Below are 20,517 nucleotides of genomic sequence, written 5' to 3'. Positions count from 1 at the left end.
CTATTTTTGGCGTTGAGGTGTTTTACTCATCAATTTTTCTATCACAAGGTAACATACCAAAAATCCTAAAACAAAAATGGAAATTCTAGATAATAAATCTCCTGTTCTGGTGTAGAAAGTAGTGCCGTCGTATAAGTTAATGTCGGCAACCAAAGCGGTTTGGTCTCCGTAGAAAGTATCGGCTACAATCTCTCCTTTGGCATCTATGTGGGCGGATATACCACTGTTTGCCGAACGAGCAACCTCTCGTCTAGTTTCTATGGCTCTTAGTTTTGCATAAGCGAGTAACTGGCGATGACCTTGTGTAACACCCCACCAAGAGTCGTTGGTGAGAATTCCTAAAAAGTTAGCTCCTTTCTTTACATAATCGGTAACAAACTCACCATAAATGCTTTCGTAACAGATAATTGGTGCTATTTTACCTTTATTGTAAGGGTTGGTAAATACCGCTCGTTCTTTATCCATTCCTAATGACGAAATTGTGCCTCCAAAATTAAGCATAGCCTCTCCCAATAAAGGTTTTAATACAGAAATATAAGGGAATATCTCTACACCTGGAACGAGCTTGGCTTTATGATAAAGTTGATAGGGCAGAGAAGGAGCAATCTGTATAGCAGAGTTATAGTTCTCCACCCAAATCCCTTGGGACGGATAATAGCTTGCTGTTTTGGGAGCTTCATTCTCGTTATAGAATACATTATAAGTAGAAACGCCACCTACAAAAACCGATTTAGGCTGGTGGCTAAGGTAGTCTTCTACCTTTTTAATGAGGGTGCTTTGCTTCAATCCTTTTTCTGATAATCCTCCGTATCCTGGGAACGCTGTTTCTGGAGCAAGATAGAAATCTATATTAGAGGTCTGATGTTCTTTAGCGAGATGGAGCAGTTCATCTACGATTTGTAGACTGTCTTTTTGGTATTTCTCGGTATAAGGGTTAAGGTCTGGTTGTAGCATCACAGCTCTAACTTTCCCAATAGGTTTTTCATTAAAGTTGTGATATTTAACTAAAGAGATAAGCATAGGCACAACAATAACAGCAGAAACGATACTGATGTTTTTTATTAAATCTTTTCGTACTCTTCCTGCTTCCCAAATTCTTAAAGCATAAAATGCAAGAACATTGATGATTAAAATCCAAAAACTGCCACCAGTAGCACCTAATGTGTCGTACCACTGTATGAGTTTAGGATAGTCGGCAAAGACATTGCCTAGATGAAGCCAAGGCCAAGAAAATTCCCATTCAAGGTGGAATTTCTCAAAAGACATCCATATCACAATGAAAAAAGCCAATCCCCAATAGGTACTTTTAACATTTTTGTACCAGTGGTAACATTGGAACGCTAAACTCATCAAAAGTGAATTAACCAACACTGGAAATAATACAGCGAAAATGGCGTGAGAGCCATCGGGATTTCTGGCTTCGTATAGCCAGCCTGTGGTAATGCTATTCCATACTAAAAAGGCGATATAAGAACTGCCAAAAACCGCCCAGCCTCTTCTTTTAATACTACTGAATTTAGAAATATCATGCTCTACCATAAGTAGAGGCACAAAGGCAAAAAATATAAAAAACGGCACACCGTAAGTGGGCCAAGAAACACTAAATAAAAGTCCTGATATAAGGGCTAGAATAATATATTTCATTCTATTATTTTTGGAGAAACAAATTTAGTGTTTTAAAATTGAATATTTTTGCAACCTATGTTAAAAAAGCTATATCAAATTTTAATACTACCATACGCTTTGTTGCTTTTGTACTTTATGTTTGTAGGATTTGGGCGAACGCCTTACGATTATAATATAGTACGCCTAACGCCATTGGTCTCTACATTAGAATTTGTGCAGAAATCGGTGCTGTGGCAAAATGTAGTTATTAACATTTTTGGGAATATCATTATGTTTATTCCGTTTGGATTTTTAGGGTGGTGCGATCCTAAATATCAAAACCTAAGGATACTCTTACTAGATTTTATCGTTGCCATTATCATCGTTGAAAGTATGCAATATTTCACACGGCTAGGTGTGTTTGATATAGATGATATTTTGCTAAATACCTTTGGGGTGCTATTAGGCTATTTAGGTTGTCGTAAAATATCAACCGCTATCCATTAAAATACTGCCATACTATACTGCCTTTAGACTTGCCCAAAATTTCCTCTAAAGTTTCCTGTGAGGCTTCTTTAATACGCTTTACTGATTTTAGTTTACTTAGCAATAGCTCTATGGATTTAGCACCAACACCTGGGATTTCTTCTAGTTCTGATTTTATGGTGCTGTTGGTTCTTCTAGTACGGTGGTGCTTTACTCCAAAACGGTGGGCTTCGTCTCTCACTCTTTGTAAGACCTTAAGTGTTTCTGAAGTTTTGTCTAAATATAAAGGAATAGGGTCGTTAGGGAAAAATAGCTCTTCCAACCTTTTGGCAATACCTATGATGGAGATTTTACCATATAAATCTAACTTTTTTAAACTTTTAACGGCAGAGCTTAGCTGCCCCTTACCGCCGTCTATCAAAATCAGTTGAGGTAGAGACTCGCCTTCATCTAAATATCTTTTATATCTTCGGTAAATCACTTCTTCCATAGAAGCAAAGTCGTTAGGACCTTCTACGGTCTTGATATGGAAAATACGATAATCCTTCTTGCTTGGTTTACCGTCTTTAAAGACGACACAGGCAGATACAGGGTTAGTCCCCTGAATATTAGAATTATCAAAGCCTTCAATGTGTCTTGGCTCTTCTGGAAGCCTAAGAAGTGTTTTCATTTCTGCCATAATGCGGTTGGTATGGCGGTCAGGGTCTACAATTTGGATTTGCTTTAGTTTTTCTAGACGATATTCTCTCGCATTTTTTTCGGAAAGTTCTACAATTCTCTTTTTGTCGCCCACCTTTGGAACGATGAGTTTCACTTGAGGAATTTCGGTGCCTAAATGGAATGGTAGTAATATTTCCTTAGATTCAGACTGAAATTTATCTCTAATTGCAACTACAGCTTCTTCTAGTATTTCTTCGTCGCTTTCTTCTAGTTTTTTTCTGAATTCGGAAGTATAACTTTGAACGATATTTCCATTTCTGATTTTAAAATAATTGATGTAAGCCGTCGTTTCATCACTCACCATACCAAATACATCTACATCATCTATACTAGGATTAACCACAGTGTGTTTAACCTGATAATCTTCCAAAAACTCCAATTTTTCCTTTACCATTTGAGCTTTTTCAAACTCTAGGTTGGAGGCGTGTTTTAGCATCTCCTCTTCTAAGTAGGCTTTTGCCAAACGGAAATCTCCTTTTATAATTCCTCTTACAGCATTGATTTTCTTTTCGTAATCTTCCTCACTTTCCAGACCTTCGCAAGGACCTTCGCAGTTTTTAATGTGGTATTCTAAACAGACTTTATAATTGGCTTTCTCTATCCTATCTTCAGAAAGATTAAGTGTACAAGTCCTGATTTTATAGAGGTTTTTAATGGTTTCTAAAAGTACTCTAGCGGGTTTTACTTTAGCGTAAGGACCATAATATTCGGAGCCATCTTTAATGCGTTTTCTGGTAAGAAATAGCCTAGGGAAAGGTTCATTTTTGATGCACAGCCAAGGGAAACTTTTGTCGTCTTTCATCATAATATTGTAGAAAGGCTGATGTTCCTTGATGAGGTTGTTTTCTAAAAGGAGGGCGTCGTATTCACTAGGAACTATGGTAACCTCTAGACGATGGATTTTTTTTACCATAATTTTGGTCTTATAACCTACTTGACTTTTATTGAAGTAAGATAGCACCCTATTTTTAAGGTTTTTAGCTTTCCCTACATAGAGCAGTTGCCCCGCTTCGTCATAATAACGGTAAACGCCAGGTTCTTTTGGTAAAGTTTTTAGCTGAAGTTCTAAAGTCTCATTCACCTCGCAAAAGTACAAAATTTTACTTTTGGCTTAGTTGATGCTTCTCTACCTGTGTAGTGGTATGTATATCCCAATGGATTTGTTTCTGAAAAGGAGCCGAACGAAATGGGCAATCTAACTGACAAATTTCGCAGGAGAATGGTTTGCAATCGTCCATATGGAAGTTAAACTCTACCGTTCGTTCCGTGTGTGCCAAGAGTAGTTTTATGGCTTTTTCCATTTCTTGGTGAGCTTCTCTTAGGGTATAGTAGTAAGGGAGTGTAATGTGGGCATCTATATGCAGATGAGCACCAAACTGTTGCACCTTTACATTATGTATATCTATCCATTCGTTGCGGCGGAAATCTTGCAATACTTTTACAATTTCGGAGAGTAGGGCTTCGTCTTTTTCGTCCATAATGCCGCTTAGGGCTTTTCTTACAATTTTGTACCCCACAACAATAATGTATCCTCCAAAAAATAAAGCCACTACGGCATCTAGCCAATACACTTTAGTAATATAAACTAGAATTAAACTTAATACAACGCCTAGAGTGGTTAGCGTATCAGACTGGAGATGTTTTCCTGAGCTCATAAGCACTAGAGAATTTTCTCTCTTTCCTTTTTTGTAAGAGATATATCCCATAATGTAATTGATGAGTGCGGTAATAGCCACAATAGTAATCCCCCAATCTAGCTTTTGAAGGGTATTTTGATTAAGGAGTGAGTTGGCAGACTGTACAATAATCAGTATCCCTGCGAAGATAATTAGGACACCTTCCGCTCCAGCGGTTAGAAATTCTATCTTACCGTGTCCATAAGGGTGGTCATGGTCTTTGGGTTTTGCTGCAAGATAGAGAGAGTAAAGCCCCATAAAAGCAGAAATAATGTTCACAATACTTTCCATAGCATCAGAGAAGATGGCGTCGGAGTTGGTAAGATGCCACGCAATAAGCTTTCCTATGAATAAAGCTACACCTATAAAGGCAATGCTCCTTTGGAAGGTAAATTTATTTTTCTCTGGTGTCATATTTATAAAGGGTTAAGCGGAAGTGAGTTGTGTGATAACGGTGATGGTGTTTTGCTCTAGTTCTTCTAATGTCCCATTATTATAGATGATAAAGTCGGCTAACTTTATATTGTCTTTTTCGGGCATTTGTTGTTTAATGATGTTTTCAACCTCTCGGTAGGTCTTTTGGTCTCTATCCATCACTCTTTTAATACGGAGATTGTCTTCACTAGTTACCAAAACCGATTGGTGACAGGATTGATGCAACCCTAACTCAAATAAAAGAGCCGTTTCTTTAAATACAAATTCGGTGTTCTGCTGAGTGACCCATGTTTCAAAGTCTTGCTTTACTGCTGGATGGATAATTTGGTTTAATTTCTCCAATAAGTCTTTATTATCAAATACTTGCTCTGCAACCCATTTTCTGTTATAAGTGGCATCGGTAGTATAGGCTTCCTTACCGAGGAGATTGATAATTGCATTTTTCAAAGTTAGGTTATCATTAACCATAGCTTTGGCTCTCGCATCTGAATAATAAACAGGATAGCCCATTTTCTCTATGAAATGGGCTGCTGTAGATTTTCCAGAACCAATACCGCCTGTGAGTCCAATTATTTTTTTCATTTATTGGTTTAATGATTAGTAGCCAAATACTTCGTTAAAGCTAAAGGTTTCGTCTAGTCTTACACCTTTTTCGGTCATTTTTAGAGAAGCGAGTTCGTGGTAGGCATCGTGTTCAAAGAATAGTAGATACTCATTATCCACACATTGTTTTAAAAACTTTTCTTTCTCTTCCATCGTTAGAAGAGGACGAGTGTCGTATCCCATAACATACACTAATGGAATATGCCCCACGGTAGGGATTAAGTCCGCCGCAAAAACAATGGTTTTATCTTGATACTTGATGACTGGGAGCATCTGTTTTTCGGTATGCCCATCTACGAAGATAACGTCCATTTTTAACTCCGGAGCAAAACCGTAATTTCCTGTTTTAGGAAGTGGTAGAAAGTCTAACTGTTCACTTTCTTGTATAGGCAAAATGTTTTCTTTTAAGAAAGAAGCCTTTTCTCTAGGGTTAGGATTAACCGCCCAATCCCAATGATTTTCGTTAGACCAAAATTTAGCATTTTTGAATGCGGGGCGATAGCCAGACTTGTCGTCATTCCACTCTATGGCACCACCACAGTGGTCAAAATGAAGGTGAGTTAAAAAAACATCGGTAATATCCTCCCTTACGAAACCATATTTTCTAAGGTTTTTATCCAAAGAATCATCACCCCAAAGAGAGTAATGTCCAAAGAATTTATCATCTTGTTTGTCTCCCAAACCACAGTCTACTAAGATGAGTTTTTTGCCGTCCTCTATCAATAGTGAACGCATACCTAGCTCTATGAGGTTTTTCTCATCAGCAGGATTGGTTTTTTGCCAAAGCGATTTAGGCACAACTCCAAACATAGCACCACCGTCTAGTTTAAATTTTCCGCATTGGATAGGATATAGTTTCATATAGTTATGTTTTTTAGTGTTTAAATTAAAAAATAGAGTTAGAAAAGTTCTCTCATATTTTTAGCTCTATGGATGTTAAGGTGTTGGTAAGCCTTATCGGTAACTTCTCGACCTCTTGGCGTTCTGATGATAAACCCTTCTTGAATTAAAAAAGGCTCATAAACTTCTTCCAAAGTCTCTGGATTTTCTCCGATAGAAGTGGCTAATGCAGAAATCCCCACAGGTTTTCCTTTGAAGTTTTCTATCATCACTCTCATAATTTTGTTGTCCATATCATCAAGCCCAAATTCATCTACATTGAGAGAATCTAGTGCGAATTTGGTTATCTTTATTTCTATCTCGCCATTGCCTTTTATTTCCGCAAAATCTCGCACACGGCGAAGTAGAGCGTTAGCAATTCTAGGAGTGCCTCGGCTTCTTCTAGCTATCTCTAGTGCTGCATCTTCATAAATAGGAACGCCAAGCACTCTAGCACTTCTTTCGATAATCATACCTAAAAGCTCTACCGTGTAGTACTCTAACCTAGATTGTATCCCAAATCTTGCTAGCATTGGTTTGGTAAGCATGCCACTTCTTGTAGTAGCTCCAACCAATGTAAACGGATTAAGATTGATTTGTACTGAACGAGCATTAGGACCTGTTTCTAGCATAATATCTATCTTGTAGTCTTCCATAGCGGAATAGAGGTACTCTTCTACTACGGGAGATAAACGGTGTATTTCGTCTATGAAAAGAACATCGTTTTCTTCTAAGTTGGTAAGGAGTCCTGCCAAACTTCCAGGTTTGTCTAAAACAGGACCAGAGGTTACTTTAAAACCCACGCCCAATTCATTAGCAATAATGTGGGCTAGAGTGGTTTTCCCTAACCCTGGAGGACCATGCAAAAGTGTGTGGTCTAGTGCAGAACCTCGTTTTTTGGCAGCTGCTACAAAGACTTCTAAATTATCCAAAGTACGCCTTTGCCCCGCAAAATCTTTGAATGATTGAGGGCGTATTTGCTCTTCTAATAAAAGCTCTTCGGCTGAATAATTTTCTTTATCTGGATGTAAGAAGTCTGGCATAGCTTACTAATATCTGAGGTCAAAGATAAGGTTTTGTTATAAATTAAACTAAAGAATAAATGTGAAATTGAGTTTGGGAGAAATACAATTGGTTAATATAAAAAATCCTCACAGCTCTTATTCTGTAAGGATTTTTATGTTTAGATTTTAATTTAATAAAATTTTATTCAGCTCCTTCTTGGAAAGTACGCTGACCTAATTCTTGGTCAAAAAGATAAAGTGCAGAGTTGTTATCTTTTACCATTTTAATTTTAGCAACTAACTGAGATGCAGATGCTTCTTCCTCTACTTGCTCATTGATGAACCATTGTAGGAAAGATGAAGTAGCATAACTTCCTTCTTCGTTGGCGGTTTTATAGATGTTGAAGATACTTTTGGTAACTTCTTTCTCGTGGGCTAAAGCTCTTTCAAATATATCTAAAGCGTCTTTAAATTCATAAGGCGGAGCGTCTACTTGTCCTAAAATTACTTTTCCACCAACATCATTAAGGAAGTCAAACATCTTATCTGCGTGTATCAATTCTTCCTTAGCTTGTACACGAAAATAATTAGCGATACCATCTAAATCCTGATTATGGAACCATGCTGCCATAGATAGATAATATTGTGCAGCGTATTGCTCTTTTGTAATTTGTTCGTTAATGAGTTGCTCTATTTTTGTACTTATCATAATTTAAGATTTTCTACAAATTTAAGGAAAATATTGTAACTTATTTTAAGAGAGTAATATGTAATTTCTATAGAGTGTTTAGACTAAATGTATTGATTTTTGAAAAAATCTTTTTTGTGAGTCAAAGGCTAGGTTTTCGATGTTTAAATCATTTTTGTTTATCCAAATGGTCTCATTTATTTCATCTAGTTCTAGCTCTAGTTTGGGCTTTTCAGTGAGTTCGTATTGAAAGAATAAATCCATAGTATTGTAATCTATACCCTTATAATGGTAAATGTTATCTTGGCTAGAAAGGTAGCGGAGTTTATTTGAATCTATATTAAGTTTTAATTCTTCATAGAGTTCTCTTTTGCAGGTGTTTTCTGCGGTTTCTTTTGGGTCACAAAAACCACCAGGAAGGTCTAGCATTCCTTTTTTAGGGTCTTGATTTCTGCGAGTGAACAAAATTTCGTTTCCGCAAGTAACGAGTACCGCTACGGCAGCGGCACAATTGTGATAAAGTACAAAAGAACATTCGTTACAGGAGAATTTTCTAAGGTCGGTAAAAACTAATGTTTCTTTTCCGCATTCGGGGCAATATTTTAATGTCATATATTTAGGTGTTAGTATTGTTTCTTGGGTGATATTTCATGATGGTTTCTCGGAGGTCTTCGTTGTCTAGATGGGTGTAAATTTCTGTAGTTGTAATGCTAGAGTGTCCCAACATTTCCTGAATGTATCTAAGGTCAGCACCATTTTTCAGTAAATGTGTCGCGAAAGAATGTCTAAAGGTATGTGGAGAAATATTTTTTTTGATGTTGGCTTGTAGTGCTAAATCTTTAATGATGATAAACACCATCACACGAGTGAGCTTAGAGCCTCGCCTATTCAAAAATAAAATATCAGAGTGCTTTGGATTGATTTTTATTTCAGACCTAACTTCTAAAAGGTAATCCTTGATAAGTTTAGCTGTATATTGAGCTAAAGGAACGAGTCGAGTTTTGCCACCTTTTCCGTCCACAATTATAAATTCTTCTTCAAAGTTGAGGTTGGAAATTTTTAATTCTACCAATTCGGAAACCCTTAGTCCACAACCATAGAGCGTTTCTATAATGGTGTGGTTTCTTTTACCTAAAGAGGTTGTTTTATCTATAGCCTCTATAAGACTTTCTATTTCCTCAAAACTTAGAGTATCAGGGAGGTATAAACCTAGCTTTGGAGTTTCGAGTAGTCTTGCAGGGTTGTCGGCCCTTAATTCGTCTTCGTGTAGAAATTTAAAAAAAGCTTTTATAGAAGAAATCCATCTAGACTGACTTCTTTCATTGGTGTAGTTTTTAGATATTTGGTAAAGATATTCTTGTATTTGTTCGTAAGAAATATCTAAAGCGGAAGTATCGTTTAGTTTATTTTCAGCGAAATATTGCAGTTTTTTTATATCTCTAGTATAGGCATCAATGGTATTGTTTGAAAGGTTTTTTTCAAACTTTAGAGCATTTGCAAAGTCTTGTATTCGCTCGTTCCAATCCATTTAATTTTCTAGCAAATCTTGCGTGATTTGAGTTACCTCCACTCCTGCATTTTTAAGGAAAGTAAGTCCTTCTTCGTCGGAATAATGGTCTATATAAACTAATCTTTTAATTCCTGATTGGTAGATGAGTTTGCTACATTCTTTGCAAGGCGAAAGTGTAAGGTAAAGTGTAGCACCTTCTGCAGTTTGTGTGGTTCTCGCGAGTTTTAGAATGGCGTTGGCTTCAGCGTGTAATACATACCATTTGGTTTGCCCTTGCTCATCTTCACAGCAATTTTCTAGTCCAGAAGGCGTGCCGTTGTAGCCGTCTGAAATAATGGTGCGGTCTTTTACAATAAGAGCTCCCACTTGTTTTCTTTTGCAGTAGGAAAGTTTGGCCCATTCTTGAGCCATTTTAAGGTAAGCGATGTCAAATTTATTATGTGATTCCATTAAAGATGTTTTTGGAATTTTTTGTTTAAAAGTTAGGTTTTCTTTTTTCTAAAAAAGCAGCAACTCCTTCCTTTTTATCTTCCATTTCAAATAACTCTCCAAAGGCTTTTATTTCTACTTCGTAGCCGTTGTTACTATTTGATGCATTAATGGCTTCTATTGCTTTGCTAATGCCTTGTGGTGAGTTTTTAGCAATAGTTTCGGCTAGTAGTCTAGTTTGAGGTAAAAGTTCTTCTTGAGGGAAAACTTCGTTTACCAAACCAATTTCTTTGGCTTTTTCTGCCGAAATCATTTTTGCGGAAAATATCATCTCGTTAGCAATACCTTTACCTACCAATTTAGGTAGCCTTTGGGTACCGCCATATCCAGGAATAAGCCCTAAAGTAACTTCTGGTAAACCTAATTTTGCATTATCCGAAGCGTAGCGGATATGACACGCCATCGCTAACTCAAGTCCACCTCCAAGAGCGAACCCATTTACAGCGGCTATGACAGGTTTTTTGAGTTGTTCAATTTTGTTGAATAATGTATTTTGTCCTGTTCTTGCTAATTCTTCCGCTTTTGGTGTGTTGAAATCGCTAAACTCTTTAATGTCAGCCCCTGCAACAAAAGATTTAGCTCCACTTCCTGTGAGAATGATAGCTCTGATATTTTGGTCAGACTCTAACTCGTCTAAAGCGGTGCTTAGTTCTTTTATAGTAATAGCATTAAGGGCGTTAAGACTCTCTGGTCTATTGATGGTAATGGTAGCGATTTTCTCTTCCTTTTCTATGATAATATACTGATACATAATTTTTGTTTTTAAATGGTTGGAGTAGGAGCATTTTTCTCAATTAGTCCTAAAGTTTTTAACTCACTCCAAAAGGCTTTGTGGATGATTTCGTTTCCATGTAACGAAATGAAATTCTTGTAAATCTGTTCTGCATTTCTACAACCTGTGAGTACAGAAACTACGGCAGGGTGTGCCATTGCAAATTGTAGAGCAGCGGTTCTTAGGTCAGCACCGTATTTGGTAGCTACGGCTTGTAGTTGTTTTCTTTTTTCTGCAATTTCTTTAGGAGCTGGGTTGGGAGAGTAGTTCCAAGTTTCATTTCCTGCAAGATAACCACAGTTTAGTGGAGAACCAAGTACAATTTTTACTTTATTTTTTTGTAAGGTAGGGAAGGTTTTATTTAGTGCTTGTTTGTGGTCTAGCAGAGAGTATTGTGTTGCCATTAGACAAATGTCTGGTTGTGAGAAATTCAATGCTTCCAAAACCGCATCAGGCTGATTGATGCCAAAGCCCCAACCTTTGATGATGCCTTCTTCCTTCATTTTGGCAAGCTCGGGGATAGCTCCTTTTTTAGCTTCTTCAAAATAGTTTTGATACTCTTCTTTAGAGCTAAAATTAGCAGGGTTTAAATCGTGAATAAAAACAAAATCCAACTTCTGAACGCCCAACCTTAATAGGCTGTCTTCTATTGATTTTCTAGCTCCACTCGCTGTATAATCGTAATTGAAAACGGCATTCATTGGGTTTTTCCAAAGATGTTTAATTTGTTCCTTTGGAGCGATGCCAGGTTTTAAAATTCTTCCCACTTTGCTGGATAAAATATATTTATCCGAAGGTTTGTCGTCCAGAAAAACACCAAATCTCCTCTCACTAATTCCGTTGCCGTATCTAGGAGATGTATCGTAATAACGAACGCCTAATTCCCAGGCTTTTTCTAGAGTTTTTAGTGCGTCTTCTTCTGAGGTAGGCTTCCAAGCTCCTGCTAACGGAACACCACCAAGCCCTAGTACTTTATTAAGGTTGTTGCCATCGTTTAGAGGAGGCATTTCCTCATTATATTCATCAATGGTCTCGTGGTCTTCATTGTTTACAACAGTGCTTTGACCTAACAAAGTAGTAGGTACTGCTGCTGATAATACGCCTAAACCTAAATTTTGTAAAAACTCTTTTCTTTTCATATTACTGCAATTTTGTTTGGAGCTTAATATACAAAAAAATAATGAAGAGTCTTATCTCTGTTGATGCATTTCATTGAAATTGATACTGATGCCAAGTCCAGAAGCTACTTTCATTCCTAAGTCTAAATTAGCACGGAAGAAATGGCAGAGTTGTCTATTGATGATTTCCTCTCTTCTTTCACCATCAATTTTTTGCATATGGTTTATAATATTTTTTACAAGGTTGGTTCTAGCTTGGTCGTCCATCGCTTTGGAATAAAGTAATCCAGGTTGTGTAAAATGGTCATCATCATTTTCATTTCGGTTGAAAAAAGCCACTTTATTATTATCTAAATGATATTCGTGAGCTTTGTAGGACGAGTCAGGTTTTATATCATCAAAGCTATTTGGGTAATAGTTAGGACTGTCTTTATAGTTTGAAGCATCTGCCATTGCACCATCTCTATGATAATGATTTACCGAGAACGGACAGCGATTAACCTGCAACTGATAAGCATTAACGCCCACTCTATAACGATGTGCATCTGGATAGGAAAAGATGCGTCCTTGTAGCATTTTGTCAGGAGAAAGTCCAATACCATCAATGATATTGCTAGGAGCAAAAACAGATTGTTCTACTTCGGCAAAATAGTTATCAGGGATTTTGTTGAGTTCCATTTCTCCCACTTCTATTAAAGGAAACTCGCTATGAGGCCAAACTTTGGTGACATCAAAAGGATTCCAACGGAATTCATTAGCCTGTTCTTCAGTCATTATCTGTATGTAGAGTGTCCATTTAGGGAAGTTGCCACTTTCTATTGCATTCACAAGGTCTTCTTGGGCAAAGTCTGGGTTTTCACCTTTCATTTTCACGGCTTCCTCATCGGTGAAGTTTCTAATGCTTTGTTTGGTTTTAAAATGGAATTTTACCCAAACCCTTTCATTATTAGTGTCAATCATAGAAAAGGTGTGAGAGCCAAAGCCGTGCATATGACGATAGCTGTAAGGTGTACCTCTATCTGACATCAGTATAAGCACTTGATGAAGAGATTCAGGGTTAAGTGACCAAAAATCCCACATCATGGTGTGGCTTTTAAGGTTGGTTTTTGGGTGTCTTTTCTGTGTATGAATGAAGTCGGAGAATTTTTTGGCATCTTTAATAAAAAATACAGGTGTATTGTTGCCTACTAAATCCCAATTTCCGTCTTCTGTATAAAATTTAAGAGCGAAGCCTCTAGGGTCTCTTTCGGTATCGGCACTACCTTTCTCACCACCCACCGTCGAGAAACGAGCAAACATCTTGCAAGTGTTACCTACTTTAGAGAAGAGTTTAGCTTTAGTATATTTGGTAATATCATTGGTTACGGTAAATGTTCCGTAAGCTCCTGTCCCTTTTGCATGTACTACTCTTTCTGGTATTCTTTCTCTTACGAAATGTGCCAGTTTTTCCTGTAAAACAAAATCTTGTAATAGGACAGGACCTCTAGAGCCTACAGTCTGTGAGTCTTCGTATTCGTAGTAAGGACTTCCAGAGTCGGTGGTGAGTTTTTTATGAGACATATTTGTATTGTTTTTTAGCTTAAAAGTAAGTGGTTGTTAGTCTGTAAAATTAAACAAATTTAGGTATAAAATGAATAAACATTAGTATATTTGCGTAGAAAAATTTTAGGGAAACCTTATTTACAATTCTATTAAATAATGAATGTTCAGCAATTAGAATACCTCATTTCTGTGGATAAACACAAGCATTTTGGTAAAGCAGCTCAGGCTTGTTTTATCACTCAGCCTACGCTTAGTGCGATGATACAGAAATTGGAAGAAGAGCTAGATGTTAAAATATTTGACCGCTCGACTCATCCAATAAGAACCACAGATGCAGGTAAGGAAATCCTGCAATATGCTTATAGAATTATTGATGAGATTAATGAGATGAAAAATAAGGCGAACAGTCTTAATAATATTTTGGCGGGTAAGGTGGTGTTGGGTATTATCCCTACGGTGTCTCCGTTTATACTTCCTGTGGAAATTTTTGATTTTCTATCACAAAATCCCAATATAGAAATGGAAGTAAAGGAACTCAATACGGATAGTGTGATAAAGGCATTGAAATCAGGCGAGATAGATGCAGGTATCATTGCGACACCTCACCACGATGCTGATGAGTTTTTTAAAGATGTTTTGTTTAATGAAGAATTGATGCTGTACTCTTCTGAGTATGGTGGAGAAAATGAGAGTAAATTTGTACTTCCTCAAGATATAAAAGCGGATAAAATATGGCTTTTGGAAGAGGGGAATTGCCTGACGACTCAATTTGAGAATATATGTAATCTTAAAGAGAATAGATTAAAACCTAATAATCTTGATTTTAAAGCAACGAGTATCAGTTCTTTACTTCAAATCGTGGATAGAGTGGGAGGAATTACATTGTTGCCTGAACTTGCGGCTAATCAGTTAGAGAACACTCAAAAGGCTAAAATATCAAGGTTCAGAAAGCCTTTTCCTTATAGAGAAATTAGTTTAATCTATTATAAACCTACCTATAAGCAGAAAATTTTAGATGAGTTTGTAAAAGTGGTGAGAGAGTCGGTTCAGCCGAAACTTAACTACATACAAGCTCCAAAAGATTATATTAACATTAGACCAGATTAAAAGAATATGACTTCCTTTTATAGTACATTTAATAGCAAAAAAATCTATCTATTTGGGCTGTTGTCTTTTGTGATGTATATAGTTGTTTTTTTTTCGTCGTATCCTTATCTGTTAGACGGTTCTACTAAGAGTGTTGATACACTAGATGTGGTGAGGAATGTTGTGGAGTATGGTGTGATGTTTTTTTCGATAATTACTTTTTGTAGTATTTTATATAGAGGGAACTATTTTTTCAAATCGATAGTTTTTTTACTATTGCTTTTGCTCGGAGCTAATTTTATGATTTCTGCATCGTGTTTGTTTATATATGAGCAAGGGTTTAATGTAGGAATGATAATGAGCGTATTAGATACGAATCTCTCGGAAAGCCTTAGTATGTCTAAAACTTTAATACTACCTATTATAGCGGCTGTATCGTTTGTAGTTTTAGCATTTGTTTTTATTAGAGAGCTATCAAATAAAATATACAACTTCAAAAGAATGCCAATATATCTATATTCGTTTGTTTGGGTATTGTTACCGCTACTTTTTTATGCTAAACATCAGTATATCAGTAATAAAGGGGGGGGTAGTATGATTAAAAATGTCTTCTACCATGCTAGTGATTTACAAAGAGCATATAACCTAAGAGAAGAGCTAAAGCTAATAACAGAGAATAAAGTCCATTATAATTTGTCTCCGTTAGATAGTGGAGAAGAATTACCTCAAAATATTGTGATTTTAATTGGAGAGTCTGCAAGAAAGCAAAATATGTCGTTGTATGGCTATGGAAGAAATACTACGCCCATAGCAGTTTCTGAGAAACATAATATGAAAATTTATAATAATGCATATTCTCCAGCGGCTATTACTAACTTAGCGGTACCCATTATTCTAAGTAACATTGATATAGATAACTACAAAGAAAATATCTTGTCTATTAGTGATAATATTGTGAATGTAGCTAATCATCAAGGATACGATACCTATTGGCTTAGTACACAAGGTGGAGCGGCAGGAATAACGGCAATAGCGTCTTTCTCTAAGAATAAAAAATGGATTGGCGGGTTTGATGAAAGTTTAATCCCGGAGCTATCGAGTGTACTTTCTCTAAATAAAAATTCAAAAAAAAGGAAGGTGATTATAATGCACATCAATGGTAGTCACCCTTATTCTTGTGATAAATATCCAGAGAAGGAAGAATATTGGAAATTTCAAGGGCAATTGGATAATTGTTACGACAATTCTATAAGATATACCGATAAGGTAATGGGGGAAGTGATGAAGCAGATTGAGAAAACAAACTCTGTATTAGTCTATGTTTCAGACCACGGTCAAATCAAAAAAGATGATAAGTATATTCACGGGGACTACAGAGAAGCGGTTCAGGTGCCTTTCTTTATATGGTACTCACCGCTATATAAAACTAAAAATAGAGGTGTTGAGGTAAATAAAGTTGTATCAACAAGTATCATCTACAAAACCGTTTTAGAGCTTATGGGGGTAAGTAATCCTAAGGTAGTTAATAATCAAGGGAAATATTTAAAATTAGATATGAAAGCTATAAAGTACGAGGAGCTTAAATAGTTTTTGCTATAAATAAAAACTTTTATAACTTTGCAAATTCAAAGTAAAGAGGAAAAATTTGACTGATTGCAACCTCACTAAAAAATGCTAAAACAGATTTCTATTTTAGTTTCTTTTTGATGTTCTTCGGTCTTATTTTTAGTATTAATTTTAATTAAATAATAAAAAATATGCCGTATTTATTCACATCTGAATCCGTTTCAGAAGGACATCCTGATAAAATTGCAGACCAAATTTCTGATGCTTTAATAGACCATTTTCTTGCCTACGATGAGAAAGCAAAAGTGGCTTGTGAAACTTTAGTAACCACAGGGCAAGTTATTTTGGCAGGAGAGGTTAAATCTTCGGCTTACTTAGATGTGCAAACCATTGCCAGAGAGGTTATTAACGAGATAGGTTATACCAAAGGCGAGTATATGTTTAATGGAGATTCTTGTGGGGTTTTGTCTGCCATCCACGAGCAATCGCCAGAGATTAACCAAGGGGTTGATAGAGTGGTAACCGAAGATAATTTTGAAGCAAAAGCTCAAGCTCAAGGGGCAGGCGACCAGGGAATGATGTTCGGTTATGCAACCAATGAAACCGATAACTATATGCCTTTGGCTTTAGATTTGGCACATGCTATTTTGAGAGAACTCTCTGCAATTAGAAGAGAAGGAACGGAAATAAACTACCTTCGCCCTGATGCTAAAAGTCAGGTAACCATAGAGTATTCTGATGACCATAAGCCTATCCGAATTGATAGTATTGTAATATCCACTCAGCACGATGAGTTTTCTGATGATGATACTATGTTAGCCCAAATTAGAAAAGACTTAACGGAAATTCTTATTCCTAGAGTGGTTGCTAAGCAAAAACTAGAGATACAGAAGTTATTTAACAATGATATTAAATACCATATCAATCCTACAGGGAAGTTTGTAATTGGAGGGCCACACGGTGATACAGGGCTTACGGGTAGGAAAATCATTGTAGATACTTACGGTGGTAAAGGAGCTCACGGTGGTGGTGCTTTTTCGGGTAAAGACCCTTCTAAAGTAGACCGAAGTGCAGCGTATGCTACCAGACATATTGCTAAAAATTTAGTGGCTGCTGGGGTGGCAGATGAGGTGCTGGTTCAAGTATCTTACGCTATTGGTGTGGCAGAGCCTTGTGGGCTTTACATCAATACCTACGGAACCTCTAAGGTGCCTTATAGCGATGGGGAAATAGCGGAAAAATTAAAAGGTATTTTTGATTTGAGACCTTACGCCATAGAAACTAATTTAAAATTAAGAAACCCTATCTACAGAGAAACGGCGGCTTATGGGCATATGGGTAGGGAGTCTTATATTGCGGATAAGGTATTTAATGAAGGGAAAGAAAATGAACTTGTGGTAAAAGATTTAGAGTTCTTTACTTGGGAGAAATTGGATAGGGTAGAGGATATTAAGAGGGTTTTTGACCTTTAATACCGTGTTGAGTTCGTATCATTGACGACGATATTTACTAAAACGATAAAGCCCAACTTTATAAAGCTGGGCTTTATATGTTTTTTATTGTTTTACTAAAACAAGGTCTTTTGGTAGCGGTTGAGGAAATACCGCGGCATTATAATAAGGGCAATCTGGCGTAATAAGATTACTACCCTCATAGAAGTTCCATTGTAACCTACTTCTTGTATGGTCTGTAAAATAAATCGTGATAAAGCCCCAAAGACCACAGATGTCTTTATCATGGTAGTTTAAGGAATATCTATCATCTTTTTTTCTGAATCCCCAACCTTCTATCTTGGTATCTTGATCAGACAAATAAGAGTTGTCAAATAAAATTCTGTTATTTTGATCCATTACCTTAAATTTTCCTATTAACATATCTCTGAAGTATTCATTGGATACTTTATGTGTTAAGTATTTTTTTACTTTCCTAAATGTTATGAGAATTGTTTTTCCGTCCCAAGTTCCTTTCCAAGTTCCTTCATAAGCAGGTAATTCATTTTTGGTGTCCTTTACATAGCTGTCTTTAGGGAAATTTATTCCATAGGTTCTTAGTGTATAAGTTTGTGATTTACAAAACCAAGCTGCTAACATAGTAGCAATTAAAATAAACTGTTTCATAATAGTTTTTGCTAAAAGCCCAACTTTATAAAGCTGGGCTTTATGTGTTTTTTATTGTTTTACTAAAACAAGGTCTTTTGGTAGCGGTTGAGGAAATACCGCTGCATTATAATAAGGACAATCTGGTGTAATAAGATTACTACCCTCATAGAAGTTCCATTGTAACCTACTTTTTGTATGGTCTGTAAAATAAATCGTGATAAAGCCCCAAAGACCACAGATGTCTTTATCATGGTAGTTTAAGGAATATCTATCATCTTTTTTTCTGAATTTTCCTCCTTCTATTTTAGAATCTTGATCGGATAAATTCGTATTGTCAAATAAAATTCTATTATTCTGATCTAATACTTTAAACTTAGCAATTAAAAAATCTCTATAAATACCGAAAATAGAGTCATAAATATTAGTTTCTTTTTTAAATGTTATGAGAATTGTTTTTCCGTCCCAAGTTCCTTTCCAAGTTCCTTCATAAGCAGGTAATTCATTTTTGGTGTCCTTTACATAGCTGTCTTTAGGGAAATTTATTCCATAGGTTCTTAGTGTATAAGTTTGTGATTTACAAAACCAAGTCATTAACAGGGTAATGATTAAAACCCGTTGTGCATTATGAAATGAAAAAAACAAGAGTTGTTTATTAGACTGAAAATCAGTATATTGTTTTTGCTATAAAACGATATAAATGAACAACATAGAGCAAATATATGAAAGAATTTTGGAAGTTTTAGGACTTTTTTCAGAAAATCAACTGATTAGTTATCAGAGAAGAACACCTAAAATGAGCGATTTAGAAGTCATAAGTCTTAATATTACTGCTGAATACTTGAGTATTGATAGCGAATTACAGTTCTTTAGAAAATTGCCAAACTCTCTGATAAACAAAATTGAAAGAAGTGTTTACAATAAGCGAAAACGAAGACTATCCCTACAAACAGAGCAAATTAGACAGCGTATTTCGATGGAGTTCAATGAGTTTGAAGATATTTTTATCGTTGATAGCATGCCAATGAAAGTTTGTGAAAACGCTCGTTCTACTCGTTCAAAAATTTGTAAAGAGCAATCCTATTCTTCACCAACATATGGTTATTGTGCTTCACAGAAATTATATTTCTATGGCTATAAACTACACGCAGTATGTTCTTTAAATGGTGTGATTAAGAATTTTGATATAAGCCCTGCATCCGTTCACGACATCCACTATTTAAAAGATATTGGTGAGCAAATGCGAAACTGTACTTTAATTGGAGATAGAGGCTATTTATCAGCAAAAGTTCAAATAGATTTATTTAACTATGCTAATATTAAATTAGATACACCAATGAGAAGTAATCAGAAAGATTATATTCCTCAATTTTCATTGTACAAGAAAAAGCGAAAACGAATTGAGACATTTTTCTCTCAACTTTGCGACCAATTTATGATTAAAAGAAACAATGCTAAAACTTTTGAAGGCTTTAAAACAAGGATAATCAGTAAAATAACCGCCGCAACGGTTATTCAATATATCAATAAATTTATCTTCCAAAGAAAATTAAATCATCTAAAAATCAGTATTATTTAAAATGCACAACGAGTGATTAAAATAAATTGTTTCATAATAGTTTTTGCTAAAAGCCCAACTTTATAAAGCTGGGCTTTATGTGTTTTTTATTGTTTTACTAAAACAAGATCTTTTGGTAGCGGTTGAGGAAATACCGCTGCATTATAATAAGGGCAATCTGGTGTAATAAGATTACTACCCTCATAGAAGTTCCATTGTAACCTACTTTTTGTATGGTCTGTAAAATAAATGGTCATATGCCCATTCAGACCACAAATATCTCTATCTATATATGTTAAGTAATATCCATTTTTGTTTCTTCTGAAATTTCCTCCTTTAATTTTTGCTTCGGTATCGGATATATTGGTGTTATCAAATAGAACTTTATTATTTTGGTCTATTACTTTAAATTTTCCTACCAATATATCAGCGTAGTAAGCCTTATCATTTAAAAACCATTTATAATATTTTATCTTTTTAAATGTTATGAGAATTGTTTTTCCGTCCCAAGTTCCTTTCCAAGTTCCTTCATAGGCAGGTAATTCATTTTGGGTGTCCTTTACATAGCTGTCTTTAGGGAAATTTATTCCATAGGTTCTTAGTGTATAAGTTTGTGATTTACAAAACCAAGTCATTAACAGGGTAATGATTAAAATAAATTGTTTCATAATAGTATTTTTTTTA

Annotated in this window: 21 protein-coding genes; 5 read left to right on the top strand and 16 right to left on the bottom strand. The window is 35.8% G+C overall.

Annotated elements, in window-relative coordinates; genetic code table 11:
• Positions 1-1,644, bottom strand: a complete 1,644-nt coding sequence (gene lnt, locus VIX88_RS05390) for an apolipoprotein N-acyltransferase (protein ID WP_004916512.1) — start codon at positions 1,642-1,644, stop codon at positions 1-3.
• A gap of 57 nt (positions 1,645-1,701) precedes the next feature.
• On the opposite strand from lnt, the gene VIX88_RS05385 reads away from it, so the two are divergent.
• Positions 1,702-2,112 (top strand): VanZ family protein, encoded by a 411-nt coding sequence (locus tag VIX88_RS05385; protein ID WP_004916514.1) that lies wholly within the window; start codon positions 1,702-1,704, stop codon positions 2,110-2,112.
• On the opposite strand, the gene uvrC is transcribed toward VIX88_RS05385, so the two are convergent.
• The 12 genes from uvrC to VIX88_RS05325 form a co-directional block, all read right to left on the bottom strand.
• Positions 2,102-3,892 carry an excinuclease ABC subunit UvrC gene (uvrC, locus tag VIX88_RS05380; protein ID WP_185114011.1) on the bottom strand — a complete coding sequence of 597 codons (1,791 nt, stop codon included), beginning with the start codon at positions 3,890-3,892 and terminating at the stop codon, positions 2,102-2,104. The two genes, VIX88_RS05385 and uvrC, sit on opposite strands and share 11 nt — an antisense overlap.
• Before the next feature lie 19 nt (positions 3,893-3,911).
• Positions 3,912-4,901, bottom strand: a complete 990-nt coding sequence (locus tag VIX88_RS05375) for a cation diffusion facilitator family transporter (RefSeq protein WP_038693536.1) — start codon at positions 4,899-4,901, stop codon at positions 3,912-3,914.
• Between the two features lie 12 nt (positions 4,902-4,913).
• Positions 4,914-5,504 carry a dephospho-CoA kinase gene (gene coaE / locus VIX88_RS05370; RefSeq protein WP_004916520.1) on the bottom strand — a complete coding sequence of 197 codons (591 nt, stop codon included), beginning with the start codon at positions 5,502-5,504 and terminating at the stop codon, positions 4,914-4,916.
• Between the two features lie 15 nt (positions 5,505-5,519).
• Positions 5,520-6,386, bottom strand: coding sequence for an MBL fold metallo-hydrolase (locus VIX88_RS05365; RefSeq protein WP_038693534.1), 867 nt, complete (start codon positions 6,384-6,386; stop codon positions 5,520-5,522).
• Between the two features lie 38 nt (positions 6,387-6,424).
• The gene (gene ruvB, locus VIX88_RS05360) at positions 6,425-7,447 is read right to left on the bottom strand and encodes a Holliday junction branch migration DNA helicase RuvB (protein WP_064970460.1); all 1,023 of its coding nucleotides are present in this window, start codon (positions 7,445-7,447) and stop codon (positions 6,425-6,427) included.
• Between the two features lie 163 nt (positions 7,448-7,610).
• A complete protein-coding gene (locus tag VIX88_RS05355) occupies positions 7,611-8,117 on the bottom strand; it encodes a ferritin (protein ID WP_214194119.1) in 507 nt (168 codons plus the stop codon).
• Between the two features lie 78 nt (positions 8,118-8,195).
• Entirely contained in the window at positions 8,196-8,708 is a 513-nt protein-coding gene (locus VIX88_RS05350; RefSeq protein WP_064970462.1) for an NUDIX hydrolase, read from the bottom strand.
• Positions 8,709-8,712: 4 nt separating this feature from the next.
• Positions 8,713-9,624, bottom strand: coding sequence for a site-specific tyrosine recombinase XerD (gene xerD / locus VIX88_RS05345; protein WP_064970463.1), 912 nt, complete (start codon positions 9,622-9,624; stop codon positions 8,713-8,715).
• Positions 9,625-10,056 carry a deoxycytidylate deaminase gene (locus VIX88_RS05340; RefSeq protein WP_004916535.1) on the bottom strand — a complete coding sequence of 144 codons (432 nt, stop codon included), beginning with the start codon at positions 10,054-10,056 and terminating at the stop codon, positions 9,625-9,627.
• Between the two features lie 25 nt (positions 10,057-10,081).
• The gene (locus tag VIX88_RS05335; RefSeq protein WP_014937505.1) at positions 10,082-10,846 is read right to left on the bottom strand and encodes an enoyl-CoA hydratase/isomerase family protein; all 765 of its coding nucleotides are present in this window, start codon (positions 10,844-10,846) and stop codon (positions 10,082-10,084) included.
• A gap of 11 nt (positions 10,847-10,857) precedes the next feature.
• Positions 10,858-12,006, bottom strand: coding sequence for an aldo/keto reductase (locus tag VIX88_RS05330; RefSeq protein ID WP_014937504.1), 1,149 nt, complete (start codon positions 12,004-12,006; stop codon positions 10,858-10,860).
• Positions 12,007-12,057: 51 nt separating this feature from the next.
• The gene (locus tag VIX88_RS05325; RefSeq protein ID WP_222535154.1) at positions 12,058-13,545 is read right to left on the bottom strand and encodes a catalase; all 1,488 of its coding nucleotides are present in this window, start codon (positions 13,543-13,545) and stop codon (positions 12,058-12,060) included.
• A gap of 138 nt (positions 13,546-13,683) precedes the next feature.
• Between VIX88_RS05325 and VIX88_RS05320 the strand changes: the two genes are divergently transcribed.
• The 3 genes from VIX88_RS05320 (at position 13,684) to metK (ending at position 17,651) form a co-directional block, all read left to right on the top strand.
• Positions 13,684-14,634, top strand: a complete 951-nt coding sequence (locus tag VIX88_RS05320; protein ID WP_014937502.1) for a hydrogen peroxide-inducible genes activator — start codon at positions 13,684-13,686, stop codon at positions 14,632-14,634.
• 6 nt (positions 14,635-14,640) lie between these two features.
• Entirely contained in the window at positions 14,641-16,200 is a 1,560-nt protein-coding gene (locus VIX88_RS05315) for a phosphoethanolamine transferase (protein ID WP_064970464.1), read from the top strand.
• 170 nt (positions 16,201-16,370) lie between these two features.
• Positions 16,371-17,651 carry a methionine adenosyltransferase gene (metK, locus tag VIX88_RS05310; RefSeq protein WP_064970465.1) on the top strand — a complete coding sequence of 427 codons (1,281 nt, stop codon included), beginning with the start codon at positions 16,371-16,373 and terminating at the stop codon, positions 17,649-17,651.
• An 84-nt stretch (positions 17,652-17,735) separates the two neighbouring features.
• On the opposite strand, the gene VIX88_RS05305 is transcribed toward metK, so the two are convergent.
• Complete coding sequence (locus tag VIX88_RS05305) at positions 17,736-18,296, bottom strand: DUF6705 family protein (RefSeq protein WP_064970466.1); 561 nt, start codon at positions 18,294-18,296, stop codon at positions 17,736-17,738.
• Between the two features lie 51 nt (positions 18,297-18,347).
• The gene (locus tag VIX88_RS05300) at positions 18,348-18,920 is read right to left on the bottom strand and encodes a DUF6705 family protein (protein ID WP_127919873.1); all 573 of its coding nucleotides are present in this window, start codon (positions 18,918-18,920) and stop codon (positions 18,348-18,350) included.
• Between the two features lie 55 nt (positions 18,921-18,975).
• On the opposite strand from VIX88_RS05300, the gene VIX88_RS05295 reads away from it, so the two are divergent.
• Positions 18,976-19,854 carry an IS982-like element ISRa1 family transposase gene (locus VIX88_RS05295; RefSeq protein ID WP_127919818.1) on the top strand — a complete coding sequence of 293 codons (879 nt, stop codon included), beginning with the start codon at positions 18,976-18,978 and terminating at the stop codon, positions 19,852-19,854.
• An 86-nt stretch (positions 19,855-19,940) separates the two neighbouring features.
• Here VIX88_RS05295 and VIX88_RS05290 read toward each other — a convergent pair whose 3' ends face one another.
• Positions 19,941-20,501: a DUF6705 family protein gene (locus VIX88_RS05290; protein WP_127919871.1), complete on the bottom strand. Its 561-nt coding sequence runs from the start codon at positions 20,499-20,501 to the stop codon at positions 19,941-19,943.
• Positions 20,502-20,517: the final 16 nt, after the last annotated feature.

This window comes from Riemerella anatipestifer (assembly GCF_035666175.1).
GTDB lineage: Bacteria > Bacteroidota > Bacteroidia > Flavobacteriales > Weeksellaceae > Riemerella > Riemerella anatipestifer_D.
This window is presented reverse-complemented; position numbering and strand designations above follow the sequence as displayed.